At 70.4% G+C, this 17,411-nt stretch carries 16 protein-coding genes; 9 read left to right on the top strand and 7 right to left on the bottom strand.

Features of this window, described 5'->3' with window-relative positions:
* Positions 1-60: 60 nt before the first annotated feature.
* From ABEA87_RS23310 to ABEA87_RS23295, 4 genes are all read left to right on the top strand, one after another.
* Positions 61-990, top strand: a complete 930-nt coding sequence (locus ABEA87_RS23310; protein WP_345632818.1) for a hypothetical protein — start codon at positions 61-63, stop codon at positions 988-990.
* A 545-nt stretch (positions 991-1,535) separates the two neighbouring features.
* Positions 1,536-3,419 carry an ATP-binding cassette domain-containing protein gene (locus tag ABEA87_RS23305; RefSeq protein ID WP_345632816.1) on the top strand — a complete coding sequence of 628 codons (1,884 nt, stop codon included), beginning with the start codon at positions 1,536-1,538 and terminating at the stop codon, positions 3,417-3,419.
* A complete protein-coding gene (locus ABEA87_RS23300) occupies positions 3,416-4,885 on the top strand; it encodes an aminotransferase class V-fold PLP-dependent enzyme (RefSeq protein ID WP_345632814.1) in 1,470 nt (489 codons plus the stop codon). The genes ABEA87_RS23305 and ABEA87_RS23300 overlap by 4 nt, the downstream gene beginning before the upstream one ends.
* Positions 4,886-5,439: 554 nt before the next feature.
* Positions 5,440-5,907, top strand: a complete 468-nt coding sequence (locus ABEA87_RS23295; RefSeq protein WP_345632812.1) for an SAM-dependent methyltransferase — start codon at positions 5,440-5,442, stop codon at positions 5,905-5,907.
* A gap of 36 nt (positions 5,908-5,943) precedes the next feature.
* Here the strand turns inward: ABEA87_RS23295 and ABEA87_RS23290 are convergent, their stop codons facing one another.
* Positions 5,944-6,906, bottom strand: a complete 963-nt coding sequence (locus ABEA87_RS23290; protein ID WP_345632811.1) for a helix-turn-helix transcriptional regulator — start codon at positions 6,904-6,906, stop codon at positions 5,944-5,946.
* Positions 6,907-6,962: 56 nt separating this feature from the next.
* Here ABEA87_RS23290 and ABEA87_RS23285 point away from each other — a divergent pair, with 56 nt between their 5' ends.
* A complete protein-coding gene (locus ABEA87_RS23285) occupies positions 6,963-7,706 on the top strand; it encodes an alpha/beta fold hydrolase (protein WP_345632810.1) in 744 nt (247 codons plus the stop codon).
* Positions 7,707-7,802: 96 nt separating this feature from the next.
* Here ABEA87_RS23285 and ABEA87_RS23280 read toward each other — a convergent pair whose 3' ends face one another.
* From ABEA87_RS23280 to ABEA87_RS23255, 6 genes are all read right to left on the bottom strand, one after another.
* Positions 7,803-8,399, bottom strand: a complete 597-nt coding sequence (locus ABEA87_RS23280; RefSeq protein ID WP_345632808.1) for a hypothetical protein — start codon at positions 8,397-8,399, stop codon at positions 7,803-7,805.
* A 237-nt stretch (positions 8,400-8,636) separates the two neighbouring features.
* The gene (pip, locus tag ABEA87_RS23275; RefSeq protein ID WP_345632806.1) at positions 8,637-9,596 is read right to left on the bottom strand and encodes a prolyl aminopeptidase; all 960 of its coding nucleotides are present in this window, start codon (positions 9,594-9,596) and stop codon (positions 8,637-8,639) included.
* Positions 9,597-9,607: 11 nt separating this feature from the next.
* A complete protein-coding gene (locus ABEA87_RS23270; protein WP_345632923.1) occupies positions 9,608-10,294 on the bottom strand; it encodes a DUF624 domain-containing protein in 687 nt (228 codons plus the stop codon).
* Positions 10,294-11,214 carry a carbohydrate ABC transporter permease gene (locus ABEA87_RS23265; protein ID WP_345632804.1) on the bottom strand — a complete coding sequence of 307 codons (921 nt, stop codon included), beginning with the start codon at positions 11,212-11,214 and terminating at the stop codon, positions 10,294-10,296. Before ABEA87_RS23265 ends, ABEA87_RS23270 begins: the two co-directional genes overlap by 1 nt.
* Positions 11,214-12,164, bottom strand: a complete 951-nt coding sequence (locus ABEA87_RS23260; protein WP_345632802.1) for a carbohydrate ABC transporter permease — start codon at positions 12,162-12,164, stop codon at positions 11,214-11,216. The genes ABEA87_RS23265 and ABEA87_RS23260 overlap by 1 nt, the downstream gene beginning before the upstream one ends.
* Complete coding sequence (locus ABEA87_RS23255; protein ID WP_345632800.1) at positions 12,164-13,537, bottom strand: ABC transporter substrate-binding protein; 1,374 nt, start codon at positions 13,535-13,537, stop codon at positions 12,164-12,166. Before ABEA87_RS23255 ends, ABEA87_RS23260 begins: the two co-directional genes overlap by 1 nt.
* A gap of 214 nt (positions 13,538-13,751) precedes the next feature.
* On the opposite strand from ABEA87_RS23255, the gene ABEA87_RS23250 reads away from it, so the two are divergent.
* The 4 genes from ABEA87_RS23250 (at position 13,752) to ABEA87_RS23235 (ending at position 17,387) form a co-directional block, all read left to right on the top strand.
* Positions 13,752-14,183 carry a VOC family protein gene (locus tag ABEA87_RS23250; protein ID WP_345632798.1) on the top strand — a complete coding sequence of 144 codons (432 nt, stop codon included), beginning with the start codon at positions 13,752-13,754 and terminating at the stop codon, positions 14,181-14,183.
* A 58-nt stretch (positions 14,184-14,241) separates the two neighbouring features.
* Complete coding sequence (locus tag ABEA87_RS23245; protein ID WP_345632797.1) at positions 14,242-15,048, top strand: hypothetical protein; 807 nt, start codon at positions 14,242-14,244, stop codon at positions 15,046-15,048.
* Between the two features lie 182 nt (positions 15,049-15,230).
* Positions 15,231-16,028 (top strand): SAM-dependent methyltransferase, encoded by a 798-nt coding sequence (locus ABEA87_RS23240; protein ID WP_345632795.1) that lies wholly within the window; start codon positions 15,231-15,233, stop codon positions 16,026-16,028.
* Positions 16,029-16,517: 489 nt separating this feature from the next.
* Positions 16,518-17,387, top strand: a complete 870-nt coding sequence (locus tag ABEA87_RS23235) for a hypothetical protein (protein ID WP_345632793.1) — start codon at positions 16,518-16,520, stop codon at positions 17,385-17,387.
* The last annotated feature ends 24 nt before the right edge of the window (positions 17,388-17,411 follow it).

The raw sequence follows: 17,411 nt of genomic DNA, 5'->3' as shown, positions 1-17,411 counted from the left end.
TACCCCTACGTGCCTGCTGAGTGGAAGCCAACCCCTCCACCTACCTTGGGGAGTGCACCTATGCGTAAGCGTGCCCTGGCAGCCTTCGGCTCCGCGGTACTCGGCTCCGCCCTGCTGGCCCTCACCTTCGGTTCCGCGCCGGCCTTCGCCGACCCCGGTACCCTGGCCAGCCTCAGCTTCAACCCTGAGGTCATCAACGGCAACGACTCCGCCACCGGGGTCGTCACGCTGACCGCGGCGGCCACCGACGACACGGTGGTGAGCCTCGACAACTTCGACTTCGGGCAGCTCATCGCCCCGACGAGCGTGACCGTCCCGGCCGGCGCGACCAGCACCTCGTTCACGGTGACCGCGCGCCCGATCACCACCGGGTCCGGCAACGCCTGCATCGTCGCCACGACCGCCGGCGGCAGCGAGACGTCGGGCTGCCTGTGGCTGGATGCCATCGGCGGGCCGAAGTTCCAGAATGTCGCCTACGTTCAGCAACTGGTGGCCGGCGGTAGCACGGCGACCGGCGTGATCAGCCTGGACAGCGTGACCGCCGGAGCGCCGGTGCAGCTGACCAGCTCCAACCCGGCGGTGGCCGCCGTGCCCGCCTCGGTGCAACTGCCAGCGTTCAAGACGTTCGTCGAGTTCCCGGTCACCACGACCGCGGTCAACGCGCCGACCACCGTCACCTTCACCGCCACCTTCAACGGGATGACGCAGACCAGCACCGCGCTGACCCTCACACCCGCGCCGGGCTCGCCCAACGCCGACACGGTGCGCATCACCAAGGCCGAGTGGAACCGTGGCCACGAGACGATCGAGGCCACCAGCACCAACCCCAAGGCCCAGCTCGACATCGTCAGCAACGGCCAGATCGGGTTCACCCTGACCAGCAAGGGCGGCGGTAAGTTCAGCGCCCAGTTCGACGAGGTGAACCGGCCGACCTCGGTCACCGTGATGAGCACCTTCGGCGGCACCGCCACGGCGGCCGTCAAGGACTGAGGTATCGCCTTCCGGTGCCGCCGCGCCCCCGTGGCGCACCGGACCGGTCCCGGGCTGCACAACCGGGACGCGCCCCCGCCGTTCCCCCGACGGCGGGGGCGTTTCGGGTGTCCGGGCACCTGGCCTGTCCGGAACCTTGTGATGGTCTGGGCGTTTGCCGTGGTCGGGGCGCTTGGCGTGTCTGGGCGCCTGGCGATCCATCGACCTCAGCCTATCGGTTGAGCCGGTCCGGCTCGGCGGTGGCCGGGTTCGTGGCCGCCCGGTCGCCGGCCTTGGCGCTTCCGGTCGCTTGCCCTGGCGTTCCCGCTTGCCGGCCTTGGCGTTCCCGGTCGCCGGCCCTGGCGTTGTTGGTGGTCGATCCCGCCACCGGGGGAGGGGCGCCGACCGGCCGGTTGATGGTGGCGAAGGGGGTGGCTCCGGGATAGTCGCGAACAACGGGTCGGATGCGGACGGTCGCGGGCGAGGTGGGCAGGGTGTTGCAATCCCTGCAAACCCTGCGATGTGATCGGACGAACCGACCCGCCCGTCCGTGAGCTGGGAGCACCATGACTGTGCGTGGATCGTCGGCACCGGAGATCGCCACCGAGCGGCCGGGGCTGCGCGTCGAGGCCGAAGACCTGGAACAGATCGTGCGCGGGGGACACCGCACGCTGCGGGGTGTCTCGCTGGCGGTGAGGCCGGGCGAACTGGTCGCGATCATCGGCGCGAGCGGCGTGGGTAAGACCATGCTGCTCGACGCGCTGGCCGGAATCAGACCGCCGGCCAGTGGCCGGGTCCGCTACGACGGCGTCGACCAGGGCAGGGTGCGGGCTCCGGTGGCGTACGTGCCGCAGGACGACATCATCCACACGTCGCTGCCGCTCGTGCGGGTGCTGCGGTACGCGGCGCGGCTGCGCCTTCCGGCCGGTACCGGCCCCGCCGAGCTCGACGCCCGGGTGGCCGAGGTGCTGTCGGTGCTCGGCCTGACGCACCGGGCCGGCCTGCGGGTCGGGTTGCTCTCCGGCGGAGAGCGCAAGCGCGCCAGCATCGGCGTGGAGCTGCTCGCCCGGCCGCGGGTGCTGTTTCTCGACGAGCCGACCTCCGGCCTGGACCCGCCCACCGCGATCGAACTGCTACGGCTGCTGCGCCGGCTGGCCGCCGACGGCGTACCGGTCGTGCTGACCACGCACAGCCCGACGGACGTGGACCACTGCGACAAAGTCGCAGTCCTCGCCCGGGACGGGCACCTCGCGTTCGCCGGCAACCCGGCGGCGGCCCTCGCCTACTTCGAGGTGGACACCGTCGCGGACATCTACGAGCGGGTCGCCGAGGAGCCCGACCCGGCGCAGTGGAGCCGGCGCCTCGCCGTCGTTCGGCAACCCGACCACGACCCGGCCGCGCCGTCCGACGCGGCGCCACCGCCCGATGCCGTACCGCTATCCCGGGCGGCACTGCCCGACGGCGTACCGCTCTGCCCGGCGGCGCCGCCTGACACCGGCGTGGCCGATGAGCGCCGAGTCGGCGGGCCCGATGGTCGCCGGGCCGGCGGGGCGCTGCGGCAGGACGGTTCCGGCGCGGCGACCGACCGGCAGCGTCGCCTCGGCCCGATCCGGCAGACCGCGCTGCTGACCGTGCGCGGCCTCGAGATCCTCGCCCGCAACCGGCTGACACTGGCGATCCTGGTCGGCTCGCCGGTGGCCGTCGTGCTGATGTTCCTGATGCTGTTCAAGGCCAACACGTTCTCGTTCGCCCGCCCCAGCCCGAGCGCCACCGTCATGGTGCTGTTCTGGATCGCGTTCGGCGTCTTCTTCTTCGGCCTCATCTACGGGCTGCTGCAGATCTGCACCGAGTTCGCCATCCTGCGCCGGGAGACCCGCGCCGGGCTCGGCGTCGTGCCCTACGCGGTGTCCAAGGTGGCGGTGCTGCTGCCCCTGCTGGCGGTTGCCGACCTGGTGTTGCTCGGCGTGCTGCGCGGGCTGGACCGGCTGCCCGCGCTGGCGTGGTCGCGCTTCGGCGAGCTGTACCTCACCGTGCTGCTCGCCTCGGCCGGCGCGCTCGCGCTCGGCCTGCTCTGCTCGGCCGCCGTCTCCGACCCCGCGCAGGCAACCCTGTCGCTGCCGATGCTGTGCTTCCCGCAGGTGCTGTTCGTCGGGGCGATCCTGCCGGTACCGGTGATGGCGCCGGTCGGGCGGTGGCTGAGCTGGGCCATGTCCAACCGGTGGTGCTTCGAGGCGCTCGGGCACACGCTGGGCGTCGAGCACCTGTGGCGCGACGGCGGATCCCCGCTGGGCCCGCCGCTGCTGGCCACCTACGGGCACACCTTCTCCCGTCCGGTATGGCAGGACTGGGCCGTGCTCGGGGGCTTCGCCGTACTGTTCTTCGCGGCCACCTGTGCCGTTCTCGCGGCCAAGTGCGGCCGGCCGGGCTCCACCCGGGGGCGTGGCGCATGACCGGAAACTTGACGCTGCCGGCCGCCCCGACCGACGGCAGCCCCGAGTTTCTGGCCCGGTACCCCCGGTACGCCGGCACCGGCCGGCTGGACGAGCTGCGCGCCACCGAGTACCCGCACCTGGACACCGACGGCGGGATATACCTGGACTACACCGGTGCCGGCGTACCCGCGGCGGCGCAGTTGGCCCGGCACGCCCAGCGTCTGACCACCCGCTGCTACGGCAACCCGCACTCGCAGAACCCAACCGCCCGCGCCTCCGACGACCTGGTGGCCTCCGCGCGCCGCGCCGTGCTGGCCCACCTCAACGCGCCGGCCGACCAGTACACGGTCGTCTTCACCGCGAACGCGACCGCCGCCTGCCGGCTGGTGGGCGAGGCGTATCCGTTCGGGTACCGGCGCGGGCTGGTCCTGACGTTCGACAACCACAACTCTGTCAACGGCATCCGGCAGTTCGCGCGCGGCCGGCACGCCCGGGTGCGCTACGTGCCGGTGACACCCGGAGACCTGCGGGTCGACGAGCGGGAGGTGGTGGCGGCACTGCGCCGATCCGGCCGCCTTGGTTCGCGTCGGCGCGGTCTTTTCGCGTTTCCGGCGCAGAGCAACTTCACCGGCGTGCGCCACCCGCTCGCCTGGGTCGGCCTGGCTCAGGAGCACGGGTACGACGTGCTGCTGGACGCCGCCGCGTACCTGCCGACCGGCCGCCTCGACCTGACCGAGGTGCCCGCCGACTTCGTCTGCGTCAGCTGGTACAAGGTGTTCGGGTACCCGACCGGGATCGGTTGCCTGGTCGCCCGCCGGGACGCGCTGGCGCGGCTGCGCCGGCCCTGGTTCGCCGGCGGCACCATCGTCGCGGTCAGCGTGCAGCCGAACTGGCATCTGTTGCTGGACAACGAGTCGGCGTTCGAGGACGGCACCCTCAACTTCCTCGGCATCCCGGACGTCGAGTTCGGGCTGTCCTGGGTCAACGGGATCGGCCTGGACGTGATCGGGTGCCGGGTCGAGTGCCTCACCGGCTGGCTGCTGGAGCGGCTGCGGGACCTCCGGCACAGCAACGGCGCCCCGATGGTTCTGTTGTATGGGCCCCCGGATTTGCGGGACCGGGGCGGCACGGTGGCCTTCAACTTCCTGGACCCGGACGGCGGCGTGGTCGACGAGCGCCTGGTCGCCGCCGAGTCGGCGCGGGCGGGCATCTCGCTGCGTACCGGGTGCTTCTGCAATCCGGGTGCGGGGGAGGGGGCGTTCGGCATCGGGCGCCGCCGGCTGCGCGGATCGACGGGCTGGGGGGTGCGTACGGTCGACGAGTACCTGAGGTTCATGGGATCGCCGACGGGGGGAGCGATCCGGGTCTCGCTGGGGCTGGCGTCGACGTTCTCGGACGTGGAGCGCTTCCTGGCGTTCGCGGAAGATACCTACCGGGACCGGCGGCCCGACCCTGCCGGCCTGCCGCCGCGCCTGGTCTGCTGAACCGATCCATTGATGCCGTCCGCGATTAGGCGATCGTGGTACGGCGCGAGAGGACCGAACAGCTGTGGCCGGGTTGTTCGGAGTAGGAGAGTTCGACGCGGTCTCGCCCGTTGGAACGGACGGAATCTCACGTTGAGATGGGGGCGACGATGCACCCCGTACTGAGTGAGTATGTGAAGCGGGCCGGGTTTGGCGAGGCCCGCTCGCGGCGCATGATCAACGGATTGCGGGTTTTGCGGGAAATCGCAGCTAAGGGCGACCAGCCGATTACCTACGCGGCCTTCGCCGAGATGCTACAGCCCGGGCTCGCGCCGCTAGCGACTGGTGCGATATTGGAGGACATTGGCGTCTTCTGCAATCGCGCCGGCTGGCCGAACGTCACCTGTTTCGTCATCTCCGCGACCTCCGGAGAGTGCTCGGAGGGATTTACCAAGGTCTCCAGCCCGGGTCTTCACGGGGAGCGTTGCCGGTGCGGTGCGCTCCCCGGAGCATCTCCCGCCCGTGCGCGGATGGCTCGGACGCTGGCGGGTGCGCGGCGGGGATAGCCTCGAGCCATGGAGCGCTTCGAGATCACACCTATCGGTACGGTCCGGAACGACCGGACGGACGTCCAGCACACGGACAACTGGGGCGCCGTCCGCAGCACGATCATCGTCGACGAGCGCTTCGGCGAGGCGTGCCTCCAGGGCCTGGAGGGCTTCTCACACGTGGAGGTCCTCTTCGTCCTCGACCAGTTCCCGGAGCACGACGACTACCGCGAACCCCGCCCGTACCGTGGCCGCGCCGACCTCCCGTCCGTTGGTGTGTTCGCTGGCCGCGGCCCCCGTAGACCGAACCGCATCGGGGTAACGTGCTGCGCCATCGAATCCGTCCACGGCCGCGAATTGACGGTGGTGGGCCTCGACGCGGTCTCGGGCACGCCGGTCATCGACCTGAAGCCGGCGATGGTGGAGTTCTCCCCGGTGGACATCGAGCAGCCGGAATGGGTCAGCCGCATGATGTCGGAGTACTTCCAGCCGTAAGCGGCCTTCGGCATACCGGCAGAGGCCGGCTGCTGCCTACCGGCCGGCGTCGGCGTCGCTGAGTAATCGGGCGGCCAAGGCGCGGACCTCGTTCCTGAGTTGGTCCGGTCGCTCGATCGTGAATGGCCAGCCGAGCCCGGCGAGCATCTGTGCCGCACCGTCGAGCCGTTCGACCCGGGCCGTGAGGCGCACTCCATCGGGCACCTCGGCAAGGGTGCCGACCGACGGCGGGATCCGCCGCCGCGCCTGCGCCAGGCTGGTGTGCAGCACCACGGACATGTCGTGCGCGTACGGCACGGCCGCCAGGCCGGCCAGCACCTGCGTGGTGGGATCGAAGCCGGCCGGGATGTCGAACTCACCCTCGGCGGGTCGCGCCGCTCCGATCCGGTCGAGCCGGAACGTCCGCACCGCCGCGCGGTTGTGGTCGTGACCGATGACGTACCACCGGCCGGAGTGGAAGACCAGCCCGTACGGGTCGAGCCGCCGCTGTCCGGTCTCGCCGCGCCAGGTGGTGTAGTCGATGCTCACCGGTCTCCTGTGCCGGGCCGCTTCGGCGAGCACCAGCAGCACCTCGATGCCGGGCGAGGCCGGCTGACGGACCGGTGCGGTGAAGTCCACGGTGGCCAGCAGCGAATCGATCCGCCGGGCGAGGACGGCCGGCAGTACCCTGCGGATCTTCGCGGTCGCGCTCTCGGTGGCCACGCCTTCAGCGGTGGCTAGCCCCGCCCGGGTGGCGACCACAAGCCCGAGCATGACTGCGACCGCCTCCTCGTCGGTGAGCATGAGTGGCGGCAACTTGTATCCGGGTGCGAGCCGGTACCCGCCGTAGCGACCGCGCCGGGCCTCGACCGGGATGCCGAGGTCGGCGAGGTGCGCGGCGTAGCGGCGGACCGTGCGCTCGTCAACACCCAGCCGGCCGGCCAGGTCGGTGAGGGTGAAGGCGCCGCCGATCTGAAGGATCTCCAGCAGCGCCAGTACCCGCGCGGTGGGCCGGACCAATGTTCTGACTCCTAATCCGGCGGAATCTGTCCAGTATTCACTCTAGCGTCTGGCGCGTGACAACATTCGTACTCGTTCCCGGATTCTGGCTCGGCGCGTGGGCCTGGCGTCCGGTCACCGCCGCTCTGCGTGGGCTCGGCCACGAGGTGTACCCGCTGAGCCTGACCGGCCTGGGTGAACGCGCCCACCTGGCGCGCCCGGACACCGACCTCGACGTCCACGTCACCGACGTGGTCAACCTCCTGCGCTACGAGGACCTGCACGACGTGGTCCTCGTCGGGCACAGCTACGCCGGCGCGGTCGTGACGACCGCCGCCGCCGATCGGCTGGCCGACCGCGTCGCTCAGCTGGTTTTCGTCGACACCGGCCCGCTGCCCGACGGGGTGGCCAACGTGGAGTTCGGCCCACCCCAGGAACACGAACGCAACGCGGCGATGGTCGCCCAGCACGGCGATGGCTGGCGGCTGCCGCCCCCGCCGTGGGTCGAACTGGCGGCGGGAGTAGCGGACGTGGATGAGTCGGTCGTCGCGCTGCTCGGTGAGCGGTCGGTGGCCCAACCGTGGGCGACCGCCACCACCCCGGTGCGGCTGTCCGGGGCGTGGGAGAAGCTGCCCCGCCTCGGCGTGCTGTCGAGCTTCACCGTCGAGCAGGTACGCCAGATGGCCGCCGCCATGCCGCTGTGCCGGCACATGACCGGCGACGCGTGGCGGTACGAGGAACTGCCGACGTGGCACTGGCCGATGCTCAGCCGGCCGCCCGAGCTGGCCCAGATCCTGCACCAGGCCAGGCCGGCGGCATAGCCCGCGGTGCCCGGGTGACCGGAAATCGGGTCACCCGGGCACCGATACCGGGCCGGTGCCGTCCCTCGGGCGGGACGGCACACCGCATGTCAGCGCCTACGGGCAGATGAAGTAATGCCCGGTCGACATGTTCGCGCCGTCGTTGGCGTAGCCGTCGGAGACGTGGAACACGACCCCGGTCGGGCTCACGATCTCCGTGTCTCCCCAGCCGACCCCCCACACCTGGTAAGAGGTGTTCACCCTGTTGGAGCACGAGCCATACGCGGCGCCCGCGACGGTGTAGTCCCAGGTGCGCGTCGAATCGTACAGTCGGCCGGCTGGGCAGTCACCGTTGCAACTGGTCCCATAGGTCGAAGTGGCCCCGGCTCCGGTTTCCAGAGTTGTGGAGTCGTTGATTTTGTCGCAGGCAACGAGCTGGTTCGTGTATGACTCGCACATCGCTTCCTCCCTGGCGGACACGTGGTAAACGCCCCCGCTTATGGAAGTCACGAGGTCAATGCAGACCACGGCCTCGTAATTGTTCGCTGGCCCGACGACATTGCACTTGTGGACCTGGTCGCCCTTGACGGCGTGGAGGATCGGGAAGCCGTCCGCGCCGTTGTCGGCGTTGGCCGTACCGGCAGTGGCAGACAACACGCCGGCTGCCGCTATGAGGACGGTGAGGGCGCCCCTCAGAATGCGTCGTTTGCTCACGTGCTACTCCTCGTTCATGCGAAACGGTCGCGGACATGGTCCGGCCCGCCAAGCTGATCTTGTGACCCCGTGACCGCCGCGACGAAGTGTGTCCCGACGATAGGGGTCACCGCTACGGCTTCGCTTCGGCCGCGCTATGCCGGGCACCGACCCAGGCCTTCGCGTAGGTGGTTGGTGAGCGCACGCGGTCGTCTGGCGGCGGACGCGGCCGCCAGCGCTACGCGAGAGTGGGCAGGCTCAGGGCGAAGCGAACGCGTTCGTGGCGTCGATGACCGCCTGGGACATGGCCTCGCTGCCGGTGTGGCCGGAGTCCTCGATGATGGTGAGCCGGGCGTCGGGCCAGACCTTCGCCAGTTCCCACGCCGTCTGCAGCGGGCTGCCCAGGTCCAGGCGGCCGTGGATCAGCACACCGGGGATCCCGGCCAACTTGTGCGCGTCGCGCAGCAGTTGACCCTCCTCCAGGAACCCGCCATTGCTGAAGTAGTGCGCGCAGATCCGCACGAACGCCAGCCGGTCGTCGTCGATCCGCGCGCTGTAGCTGCCGGGAACGCCGTTGGGCTCCCCGGAGATGACGGCGTCCTCCCAGGCGACCCAGTCGGCCGCGGCCTTCTCCCGGACGGTGCGGTCCGGGTTGGCCATCAGGCGGGCGTAGGCGGCGAGGAGGTCGCCGTCGCGGTCGGCCTCCGGCACGCCGTCGCGGAAGCGTTCCCAGGCATCGGGGAACATTCGGCCGACACCCCGGTAGAGCCAGTCGATCTCGGAGCGGCGGGTCGTGGTGACCGCCGGGATGATCATCTCACTGACCCGCTCGGGATACCGCTCGGCGTAGGCGAGAACCAGGGTCGAGCCCCAGGAACCGCCGTTCAGCAACCACTTCTCGATGCCGAGGCGCTCGCGGAGCTGTTCCATATCGGCGATGAGATGCGACGTGGTGTTGCGGCTCAGGTCCGTGGCCGGATCGGCCGCGTATGGGGTGCTGCGGCCGCAGCCCCGCTGGTCGTAGCGGATGACCCGGTAACGCTCGGGGTCCCACACCCGCGTCGGCTTCCGGTTGGCGCCGGAGCCGGGTCCGCCGTGCACCTGGAGGGCCGGCTTGCCCTCCGGGTTGCCGAGCTGCTCGTAGTAGATGCGGTTACCGTCACCGGTATCCATGAAGCCGCTGTCGTAAGGACCCATCGGGGGGTGGAAATCGACCATAGCCGGCGATTCTACGTGCGCCGACGACCACCCTTTTCATCCGTGTGCGCCGCGCCGGCCTCCGGCAGGGGCAGGCCCGACCGGGCGCGCACGTGCACCGCGCTCACCGCGTACGCCAGCGGCCCGGCCAGTACCAGGGCGAGCGCCGGCACGATGGCGACCAGGATGACGCAGACCGCCGCGGCGAGCACCACCAGCGGTACCGCCCATGGCGCGGCGCCCACCAGCGCGACCGCCCCGCGCAGGCTGTCCCCGACCGTGCCACCGGCGTGGGCCCGCTGTGCCGAGGCGAGCAGCACGAGCCCGATCGCGAACGCGGCCAGCAGCGCCACCGCGAACATCTCCAACCGTGCCCCGAACACGTGCGCGGCACCGGCCACCCGGACGTCGAAATAGCCGATAGCCGCGATCAGGCCGACCGCGCACTGCGCGCCGAGCCCGGCGCGCAGTTGGGTGCGTAGCGCCGCGACGAACGTGGCGACCAGCGGCGGCTCCTCGTCGTCGGCCCACCGGTCGAAGACGGTGGCGGCCGCCAGCCACGCCGCGCCCGCGGTGAACACCGGCAGCGAGAAGGCCGTCCACAGTAGGCCCACCGCGGCGCATTCGGCGGCGCGCCGGCCGTTCTCCAACTGCCGCTCGATCCACTGCTCGCGCCGCGCCCGGCGCCGGGCGCCCGCGCCCGCGCCCGCCAACCCCATCACCCCCGGATGCCGCTGGTGGCCACGCCCTCGACCAGCAGGCGCTGGAAGGCCAGGAAGAACAGGAAGACCGGCGCGACCGACAGCACGGCCATCGCCATCATCGGACCGTACGAGGAGAAGCCCGCCTGGTCGACGAACAGCGACAGGCCAACCGGCACGGTGAACTTGCTGGTGTCGTTGAGGTAGATGAGCTGGGTGAAGAAGTCGTTCCAGGTCCAGATGAAGGTGAAGATGGCGCTGGTGATCAGGGCGGGCCGGGCCAGCGGCAGGACGATGTGCCAGTAGGTGCGGTAGGGACCGCAGCCGTCCAGGGTGGCCGCCTCGTCCAACTCGCGCGGGATGCCGCGCATGAACTGCACCATCAGGAAGATGAAGAAGGCGTCGGTGGCCAGGAACTTGGGCACGATCAGCGGCCAGAACGTGTTGACCCAACCGAGGTGCTTGAAGATGGCATACTGCGGCACGATGAGTACGTGGTAGGGCAGCAGCAGGGTCACCACCACGATGGGGAACAGGAAGCGCCGGGCGCGGAAACGCAGTCGGGAGAACGCGAACGCGGCCAGCGAGCAGGCGAACAGGTTGCCCAGCACGGCGGCGAGCGAGATCACCGCCGAGTTCAGGAAGAACCGGCCGAAGGTGACGCCCGGGTTCCCGGTCCAGCCCTGGGGATAGTTGTGCAGGGTCGGCGAGGTCGGCCACGGACGGACCGACGAGACCACCTCGGTCGCCGGTTTGAACGACGTGCCGAGCATCCATACCACCGGGTAAATGACGATCAGCACGATCACGATGACCAGCAGATGCCACAGCCACCGGGGCAGCCGGCCGGGCCGGGCGCCCCTGCGCCGGGTGCCCGCGCGACCCAGACTCGGACGCCGGTCGGCCACGCCGGTGTTCGCCGCGACCGGCGCGCCCATCAGAACTCTCCCTCATCTGCGTAGAACACGACGAATCGCGAGGCCCAGAACAGGATCGCCGTCACGATCCCCACCACGGCCAGCAGCACCCAGGCCATCGCCGAGGCGTACCCGAACCGGAAGGACGAAAAGCCCTGCTGGTAGAGGTACAGCGTGTAGAACAGGGTGGAGTCGGCCGGCCCGCCGGTGCCCTGGCTGACCACGAACGCGGGCGTGAACGCCTGGAACGCGTTCACCGTCTCCAGCAGCACGTTGAAGAAGATGAGTGGGGACAGCATCGGCAGGGTGACGTGCCACCAGCGGGCCCAGCGCCCGGCGCCGTCCGCGGACGCGGCGTCGTGGAGTTCGGCCGGCACCTGTTTGAGCCCGGCCAGAAAGATGACCATCGGCGCGCCGAACTGCCAGCACGCCAGCACGATGATGGTGCCCAACGCCCAGCGGGGATTGTTGATCCAATCCTGGCCGTGCACCCCGACCGCGTGCAGGGCGCCGTCGACCGAGCCCGTCTGGCTGAACATGGACCGCCACACCAGCGCCACCGCGACGCTCGCGCCCAACAGGGACGGCAGGTAGAACAGGGAACGGTAGAGCCCGATGCCGCGCCGGGGACGGTTCAGCGCCTGCGCCACCACGAACGCGATGACGAGCTTGAGCGGCACCGAGACGAGCACGTACAACAGGGTGATGCGCACCGAGTGCAGGTACCGGGGATCGTCGGTGAACATCCTGCGGTAGTTCGCCAACCCGATCCAGGTCGGGGATTGCAGCAGGTTGTCGTCGGTGAACGACAGATACAGCGAGTACAGCAGCGGGCCGACGGTGAACACGGCCAGCCCGAGGAACCACGGCACCAGGAACAGGTACGGCGCCGCGCCGGCGCGCCGGGCCTGGCGGGACAGCGGGGAGGCGTTCGGGGTGCTCGCCCGGCTCAGGGCGGTGGTGGCCATCATCACGAGGTGATGGAGCTGGCCGCCTGCTGCATGAACGCGGCCGCGCCGGCGGACACGCTCTGCTGGCCGGCCGTGACGCCCTGGTAGATGCGGGTCATCGCGGCGAGCAGGTCGCTGTCGCCCTTGGGCGGGGCCTGCGGCGTGGGGATCAGCGAGGACTCCACCGACGCCTCGAGGTCGTACACCTGTTTGGTGGCACCGGTCGCGGTGCCGGCCAGGGAGGCCCGGACCTGAGTGTTGGGGAACAGGCCCCGGCCGTTGCCGAGGGCGTTCGCGGCACCGGCGTCGTTGACCAGGAAGCTCAGCAGCTCGGCCGCCTCGGTCGGGTGCTTGGACCGGGAGGACACGGCCAGCAGCATGGACGGCTTGGGGTACATCCCGGTCTGGCCGTCCACGCCGGGCAGCGCAAGGATTTCCAGCTGATCCTTGGTCGCGCCGACATAGCTGGCGAACACGCTGTCGTAGTCCCACTCGGCGACCGCGGCACCCTTGGCCACCGGCTCGTCCGCGGGCACGCCGTCGATCGTGGCCGTGACGGTCGCCTTGGTCGCCGCCCCGGACTTGGCGAGGCCCTGGGTGAAGTTCCAGAAGGATTCCAGGTCGGCCCGCGTGAACGCCACCTTGCCGTCCTGGTAGAGCTTCTTGCCGTGCTGGTACTGCCAGGACTCGAACGCGGCCCAGGTGCCGCCGGGGTCGGCGAGGCCGGCCACCTTGCCGCCGGACTTGTCGTGCACCTGCTGGGCCCACGCCTGAAGGTCCGGCCAGGTCCAGCCCGGCTGCGGGGCGGGCACGCGGAGCTGCTGAAGTTTGGTGGTGTCGACGACTATCACCTGGGTGGTCTGGCCGAACGGCACCGCGAGCTGCTTGCCGTCGTACTTGCCGCTGGCCACGAAGTTCGGGTCGAGCCCGGACAGGGTGAGCACGCTGCCGTACCGGCCGAGGTCGGCCAGCACGCCCTCGCTGGAGTACTGCGCCTGGTAGCTGCGGTCGACCTGGAACAGGTCGGGGGCGTCGCCGCCCGAGACCTGGGTGGCCAGCTTGGTGCCGTACTGGGCGAACGGCGCGTACTGCGTCTTGATGGTGATGTTCGGGTGTTGCTGGGAGAACAGGTTCAACGCGTCCTGGGTCACCTTGGCCCGGGTGTCGTCACCCCACCAGGAGAAGCTCAGCGTCACCTTGCCGTTCGAGCCGCCGGAGTCGCCGGAACCGCCGGACGAGCAGGCCGTGGCGGCGAGCGCGACCGTGGCGAGCACGGCGGTGGTTCGCGCTGCCGTGGCGAGCACGGCGGTGGTTCGCGCTGCCGTGGCGAGCACGGCGGTGACGCCGAGCCGGGGGCGCCGGCGACCCCGGCGATCGATGATCGATCCGCTCATCTTGGCACCTCTCGCGTGAGCCTGGCGGGTGGGACCCGCCGCGAACTGGAACGTTCAACTCCGCTGGCGGCCACCCGTGAACCCGAAGTATCTGACGTGAGCAGTACGCGTGAATTGAACCGTAGCAATCTCTCTATGTTCTGGAAAGGGCTTACCGGAAGGTTGATGCGGACCCGAGGCGCCCGGCCGGGCCCCGGGTGCGAGAATGCCGATCATGACCAGCGCCGACCGCCCCCGCTTCCACCTCGCCATCCCCGTGACCGACATCGAGGGGGCCCGGGCGTTCTACGGAGACGTGCTCGGGCTGGCCGAGGGGCGCTCGGCGGACAACTGGGTGGACTGGAACTTCTACGGCCACCAACTGGTGACGCACGTGGCCGCGCGGCCACGCGACCCGGACGCCGGGCACAGTTCGGTGGACGGGCACCGGGTGCCGGTGCCGCACTTCGGGCTGCTGCTGTCCATCGAGGACTTCCACGCGCTGGCCGATCGGTTGCGCGCGGCGGGCATCGCGTTCATCATCGAGCCGTACCTGCGCTTCGCCGGCCAGGCAGGCGAGCAGTGGACGATGTTCCTGCGCGACCCGGCCGGCAACGCCTTGGAATTCAAGGCTTTCCAGGACGACGCGCAGGTGTTCGCGAAGTAGCCCGCCTCGCTGGCGACGATCCGGGGTTGAGGGCGAGCCTTAACATGATCTTGTGCCGATGAGCCAGGGCGACCCCGCGCCTGCCAGGGGTACCGGCTTCCGCCACGGGGTCGACCACGGCCCGCCGTTCTGGCCCGGCCTGACCGGTGCGGGCGCCGGCGCCGGCTCCGCAGCCGACCCGCGACCGCCGGCGCCGGCCGGCACCGGACCCGTCGGGATGCTGCCGCCCGGCACCGGACCCACCGGGGTGCCGCCCGGCCCGTACGGCACGCCGCCGCCGCGACCGACGCGGCCGCCGAGCATCCCCTTCACCGTGATCGGCGTGCTCTTCTCGGCCGGTGTCATCGTGTTGGCGGTGTGGCTGGTCGGCATGGTGATCGGGGGCTTCCGCGCTTCGCTCGGATGGTCCGGAACGTCCGGCACCTTCACGGCCAGCGTGTGCGAACACCAGTCCGGCTCCCGTGGCGGGGGCCACGACAGGTGCTCGGGGACGTTCAGGTCGGCGGACGGCGCGATCGTGGACACCGGAGCCATCGCCGACGTCAGGCCGAATTTCACCTCCGGCGAGTCCGAGAAGCTGCAGCGCAAGCCCGACGGGGACTACGTCGAGACGCGGGCGGCGGACGCCTGGGAAGATGCCTTCGTCATCTTCCTGATGGTGGGCATCGCCGCCTGGCTGCTCTTCTTACCGTGTGCCGCGGTCGGCAAGGTCAGGGTGGAGAAGGGGGTACCGCTGCGGTCGAACCCGCAACCGTGGGGAACTCTGCTGCCCCTGCTCGCCTGGACGGGTCTGGGATTCGTGGCCCTGTCCTGCCTGACTCTGTTTGCCATGCTGCTGTTCCTGCTGATCAGCGCGCTGGTCTGACACCGGCCGTTCCGATGCCGCCGCGTTCGCAAGTCCACAATGGAGCGAGGTAGGCGGGGGTTCCCGGAGAGCTGCCGCGTGCCGTGGTGCCGGTTTTGACCGGGCCGTACCTGTTTCCGCCCAGGATCGCCTCCTGTACGCTATGCGCTCCCCGCATTCTGGATCATCGGGAGGGCCGTCGCATGACCGACCAGCGGATACCGTCCGGCATCGATACGAGCCGGCCGAGTGTCGCGCGGATGTACGACTACTACCTCGGTGGCAAGGACAACTTCGCCATCGACCGGGAGGCGGTCGGGCGGGTGGAGGCCGCCATGCCCGAGGTGCGACAGTTGGCACTGGAGAACAGAGCGTTCCTGCGTCGCGCCGTCCGGTACCTGGTCGCCAGCGGGGTGCGCCAGTTCATCGACATCGGGGCCGGCCTGCCGACCGCCGGTAACACCCATGAGGTCGCCCAGCGGGCGGCCCCCGAATCCCGGGTCGTCTACGTCGACAACGACCCGATCGTGCTGGCACACGGTCGCGCGCTGCTGGCCGCCGACGAGCTGACCACGGTCATCGGGGCCGACCTGCGGCGCCCCGCCGACGTCATCGGCGATCCCGAGCTGCGCCGTCTGATCGACTTCAGCGAGCCGGTCGGCGTGCTGCTCATCGCCATGACGCACTTCCTCGTGGAGGAGGAGTTCGAACCGGTGATGGGCAGCCTGCGCGACGCGCTGGCCCCGGGCAGTCACGTGGCCCTGACCCACGTGACGAGCGACCACCACTCGCCGGAGGCGGTCGTGGGCGTGGAGGCGGCGTACCGGGCGACCCCCACGCCCATCTACTTCCGCCGCCATGACGAGATCCTGCGGTTGTTCGACGGCTTCGACCTGGTCGAGCCCGGCCTGGTCACGATCGACGCGTGGCGCCCGGACCCGGCGGATCCCGCGCCCGAGGCCACCGGATGGCTGCACGGGGGAGTGGCCGTCCGGCGATAGGCGGCGCCGACCGCTCGCCTACCTCGACAGGACCGGCCATCGCCGCCGGCCGATTTCCCCCGGGCCGTAGCGCCGTCCTTACCGCCGTGCGCTGGCCTTACCGCCGTGCGCTGGCCTCACCGCCGTGCGCTGGCCTCGCTGCCGTGCGCCGGCCTCACCGCCGTGCGCCGGCCTCACCGCGCCGCGTGTCGATCTCACCGCGCCGCGTGCCGATCTCACCGCGCCGCGTGCCGATCTCACCGCCGCTCGCGATCCTCAGTGTCGTGCGCGACGTTCCCGGGCCACGAGGCCCGACCTCTCCGGGGTGGCGCCTGTGCTCGGCGGTGTTGACATTGGTCTGGCGCCACCATACTGTATGCAAGACGTTCATGAACAGTATTCAAAATACTGAGCCGGGGGTCGCACGTTGCCGTGCGCGCGGCCCCTCTCGGCCCAGCCTTCCGGCGCGCCCCATCGGCCCGGCCCCGAAGCGCGGCGCGCATCCTCGCCGTGAAGGAAAGGAACGAGATCTTGCAGATCAACACCGTTGAACAGGCCCACAACCTCTACGACGACGGGAACATCAGGCAGGGCGAGCGCACCGTGAAGTCGCTGCTCGTCGGCCAGGAGGGCGCCCCGGACAACTACAAGTTCGCGTACTCCTACGGCGAGGGCGACTCCGAGTGGGCCACGCCCCGCCACCGCCACCTGTTCGACCAGATCCGCCACCCCGTGGAGGGCGACTACTCCATCGGCAAGAACAGGGTGCTCCCCGCCGGGTGGGTCGGCTACTTCCCCGAGTCCGCCTACTACGGACCGCAGGTCATGAGCCCCAACCTGCGCATGTGCGTGCTGCAGTTCGGCGGCGCCACCGGCCGGGGCTTCTACAGCACCACTCAGCGCAAGCACGCCATCGCGCAGCTCAAGGCCAAGGGCACGCTCAAGAACGGCATCTTCCAGTGGGTCGACGAGCAGGGCCGGACCCACAACCAGGACGCGGGCGAGGCGCTCTGGGAGGCGGCGTGCAACGAGCCGGCCGACTACCCGCCGTCGCGCTACTCGGATCTGGTGCTCATCAACCCGGCCACCTTCGAGTGGCGTGAGGATCAGGGCGCGCCGGGCGTGGCCCGCAAGGTGCTGGGCAGCTTCACCGAGCGCGACATCCGCATCCAGCTGCTGCGCGTCGAGTCCGGCGCGACGCTCGAGTTCGGCACCCAGCCGTCGTCGGAGGTGCTGTTCCTCAAGGAGGGCAGGCTGGAGGCCGACGGTACCGTCCACGAGCGGCTGACCGGGTTCGGCTCGGCGGCCGCCGACCAGCCGGTCCAGCTGCGCGCCCACGAGCGCGCGGAGCTGCTGTACATCAAGCTGCCCACCTTCTGACGGTCGGCGCGCGGCCCCCCGTTA

The organism is Rugosimonospora acidiphila (assembly GCF_039543385.1).
Taxonomy (GTDB): Bacteria; Actinomycetota; Actinomycetes; order Mycobacteriales; family Micromonosporaceae; genus Rugosimonospora; species Rugosimonospora acidiphila.
This window is presented reverse-complemented; position numbering and strand designations above follow the sequence as displayed.

What these genes read in the sequence shown, in the direction of transcription:
- ABEA87_RS23265 (WP_345632804.1), bottom strand. Translation starts at nt 11,214, where the DNA reads ATGGGCGCGCCGGTCGCGGCGAACACCGGCGTGGCCGACCGGCGTCCG.
- ABEA87_RS23270 (WP_345632923.1), bottom strand. Translation starts at nt 10,294, where the DNA reads ATGGGGTTGGCGGGCGCGGGCGCGGGCGCCCGGCGCCGGGCGCGGCGC.
- ABEA87_RS23300 (WP_345632814.1), top strand. Translation starts at nt 3,416, where the DNA reads ATGACCGGAAACTTGACGCTGCCGGCCGCCCCGACCGACGGCAGCCCC.
- ABEA87_RS23305 (WP_345632816.1), top strand. Translation starts at nt 1,536, where the DNA reads ATGACTGTGCGTGGATCGTCGGCACCGGAGATCGCCACCGAGCGGCCG.
- pip (WP_345632806.1), bottom strand. Translation starts at nt 9,596, where the DNA reads ATGGTCGATTTCCACCCCCCGATGGGTCCTTACGACAGCGGCTTCATG.
- ABEA87_RS23245 (WP_345632797.1), top strand. Translation starts at nt 14,242, where the DNA reads ATGAGCCAGGGCGACCCCGCGCCTGCCAGGGGTACCGGCTTCCGCCAC.
- ABEA87_RS23260 (WP_345632802.1), bottom strand. Translation starts at nt 12,164, where the DNA reads ATGATGGCCACCACCGCCCTGAGCCGGGCGAGCACCCCGAACGCCTCC.
- ABEA87_RS23310 (WP_345632818.1), top strand. Translation starts at nt 61, where the DNA reads ATGCGTAAGCGTGCCCTGGCAGCCTTCGGCTCCGCGGTACTCGGCTCC.
- ABEA87_RS23250 (WP_345632798.1), top strand. Translation starts at nt 13,752, where the DNA reads ATGACCAGCGCCGACCGCCCCCGCTTCCACCTCGCCATCCCCGTGACC.
- ABEA87_RS23240 (WP_345632795.1), top strand. Translation starts at nt 15,231, where the DNA reads ATGACCGACCAGCGGATACCGTCCGGCATCGATACGAGCCGGCCGAGT.
- ABEA87_RS23295 (WP_345632812.1), top strand. Translation starts at nt 5,440, where the DNA reads ATGGAGCGCTTCGAGATCACACCTATCGGTACGGTCCGGAACGACCGG.
- ABEA87_RS23255 (WP_345632800.1), bottom strand. Translation starts at nt 13,537, where the DNA reads ATGAGCGGATCGATCATCGATCGCCGGGGTCGCCGGCGCCCCCGGCTC.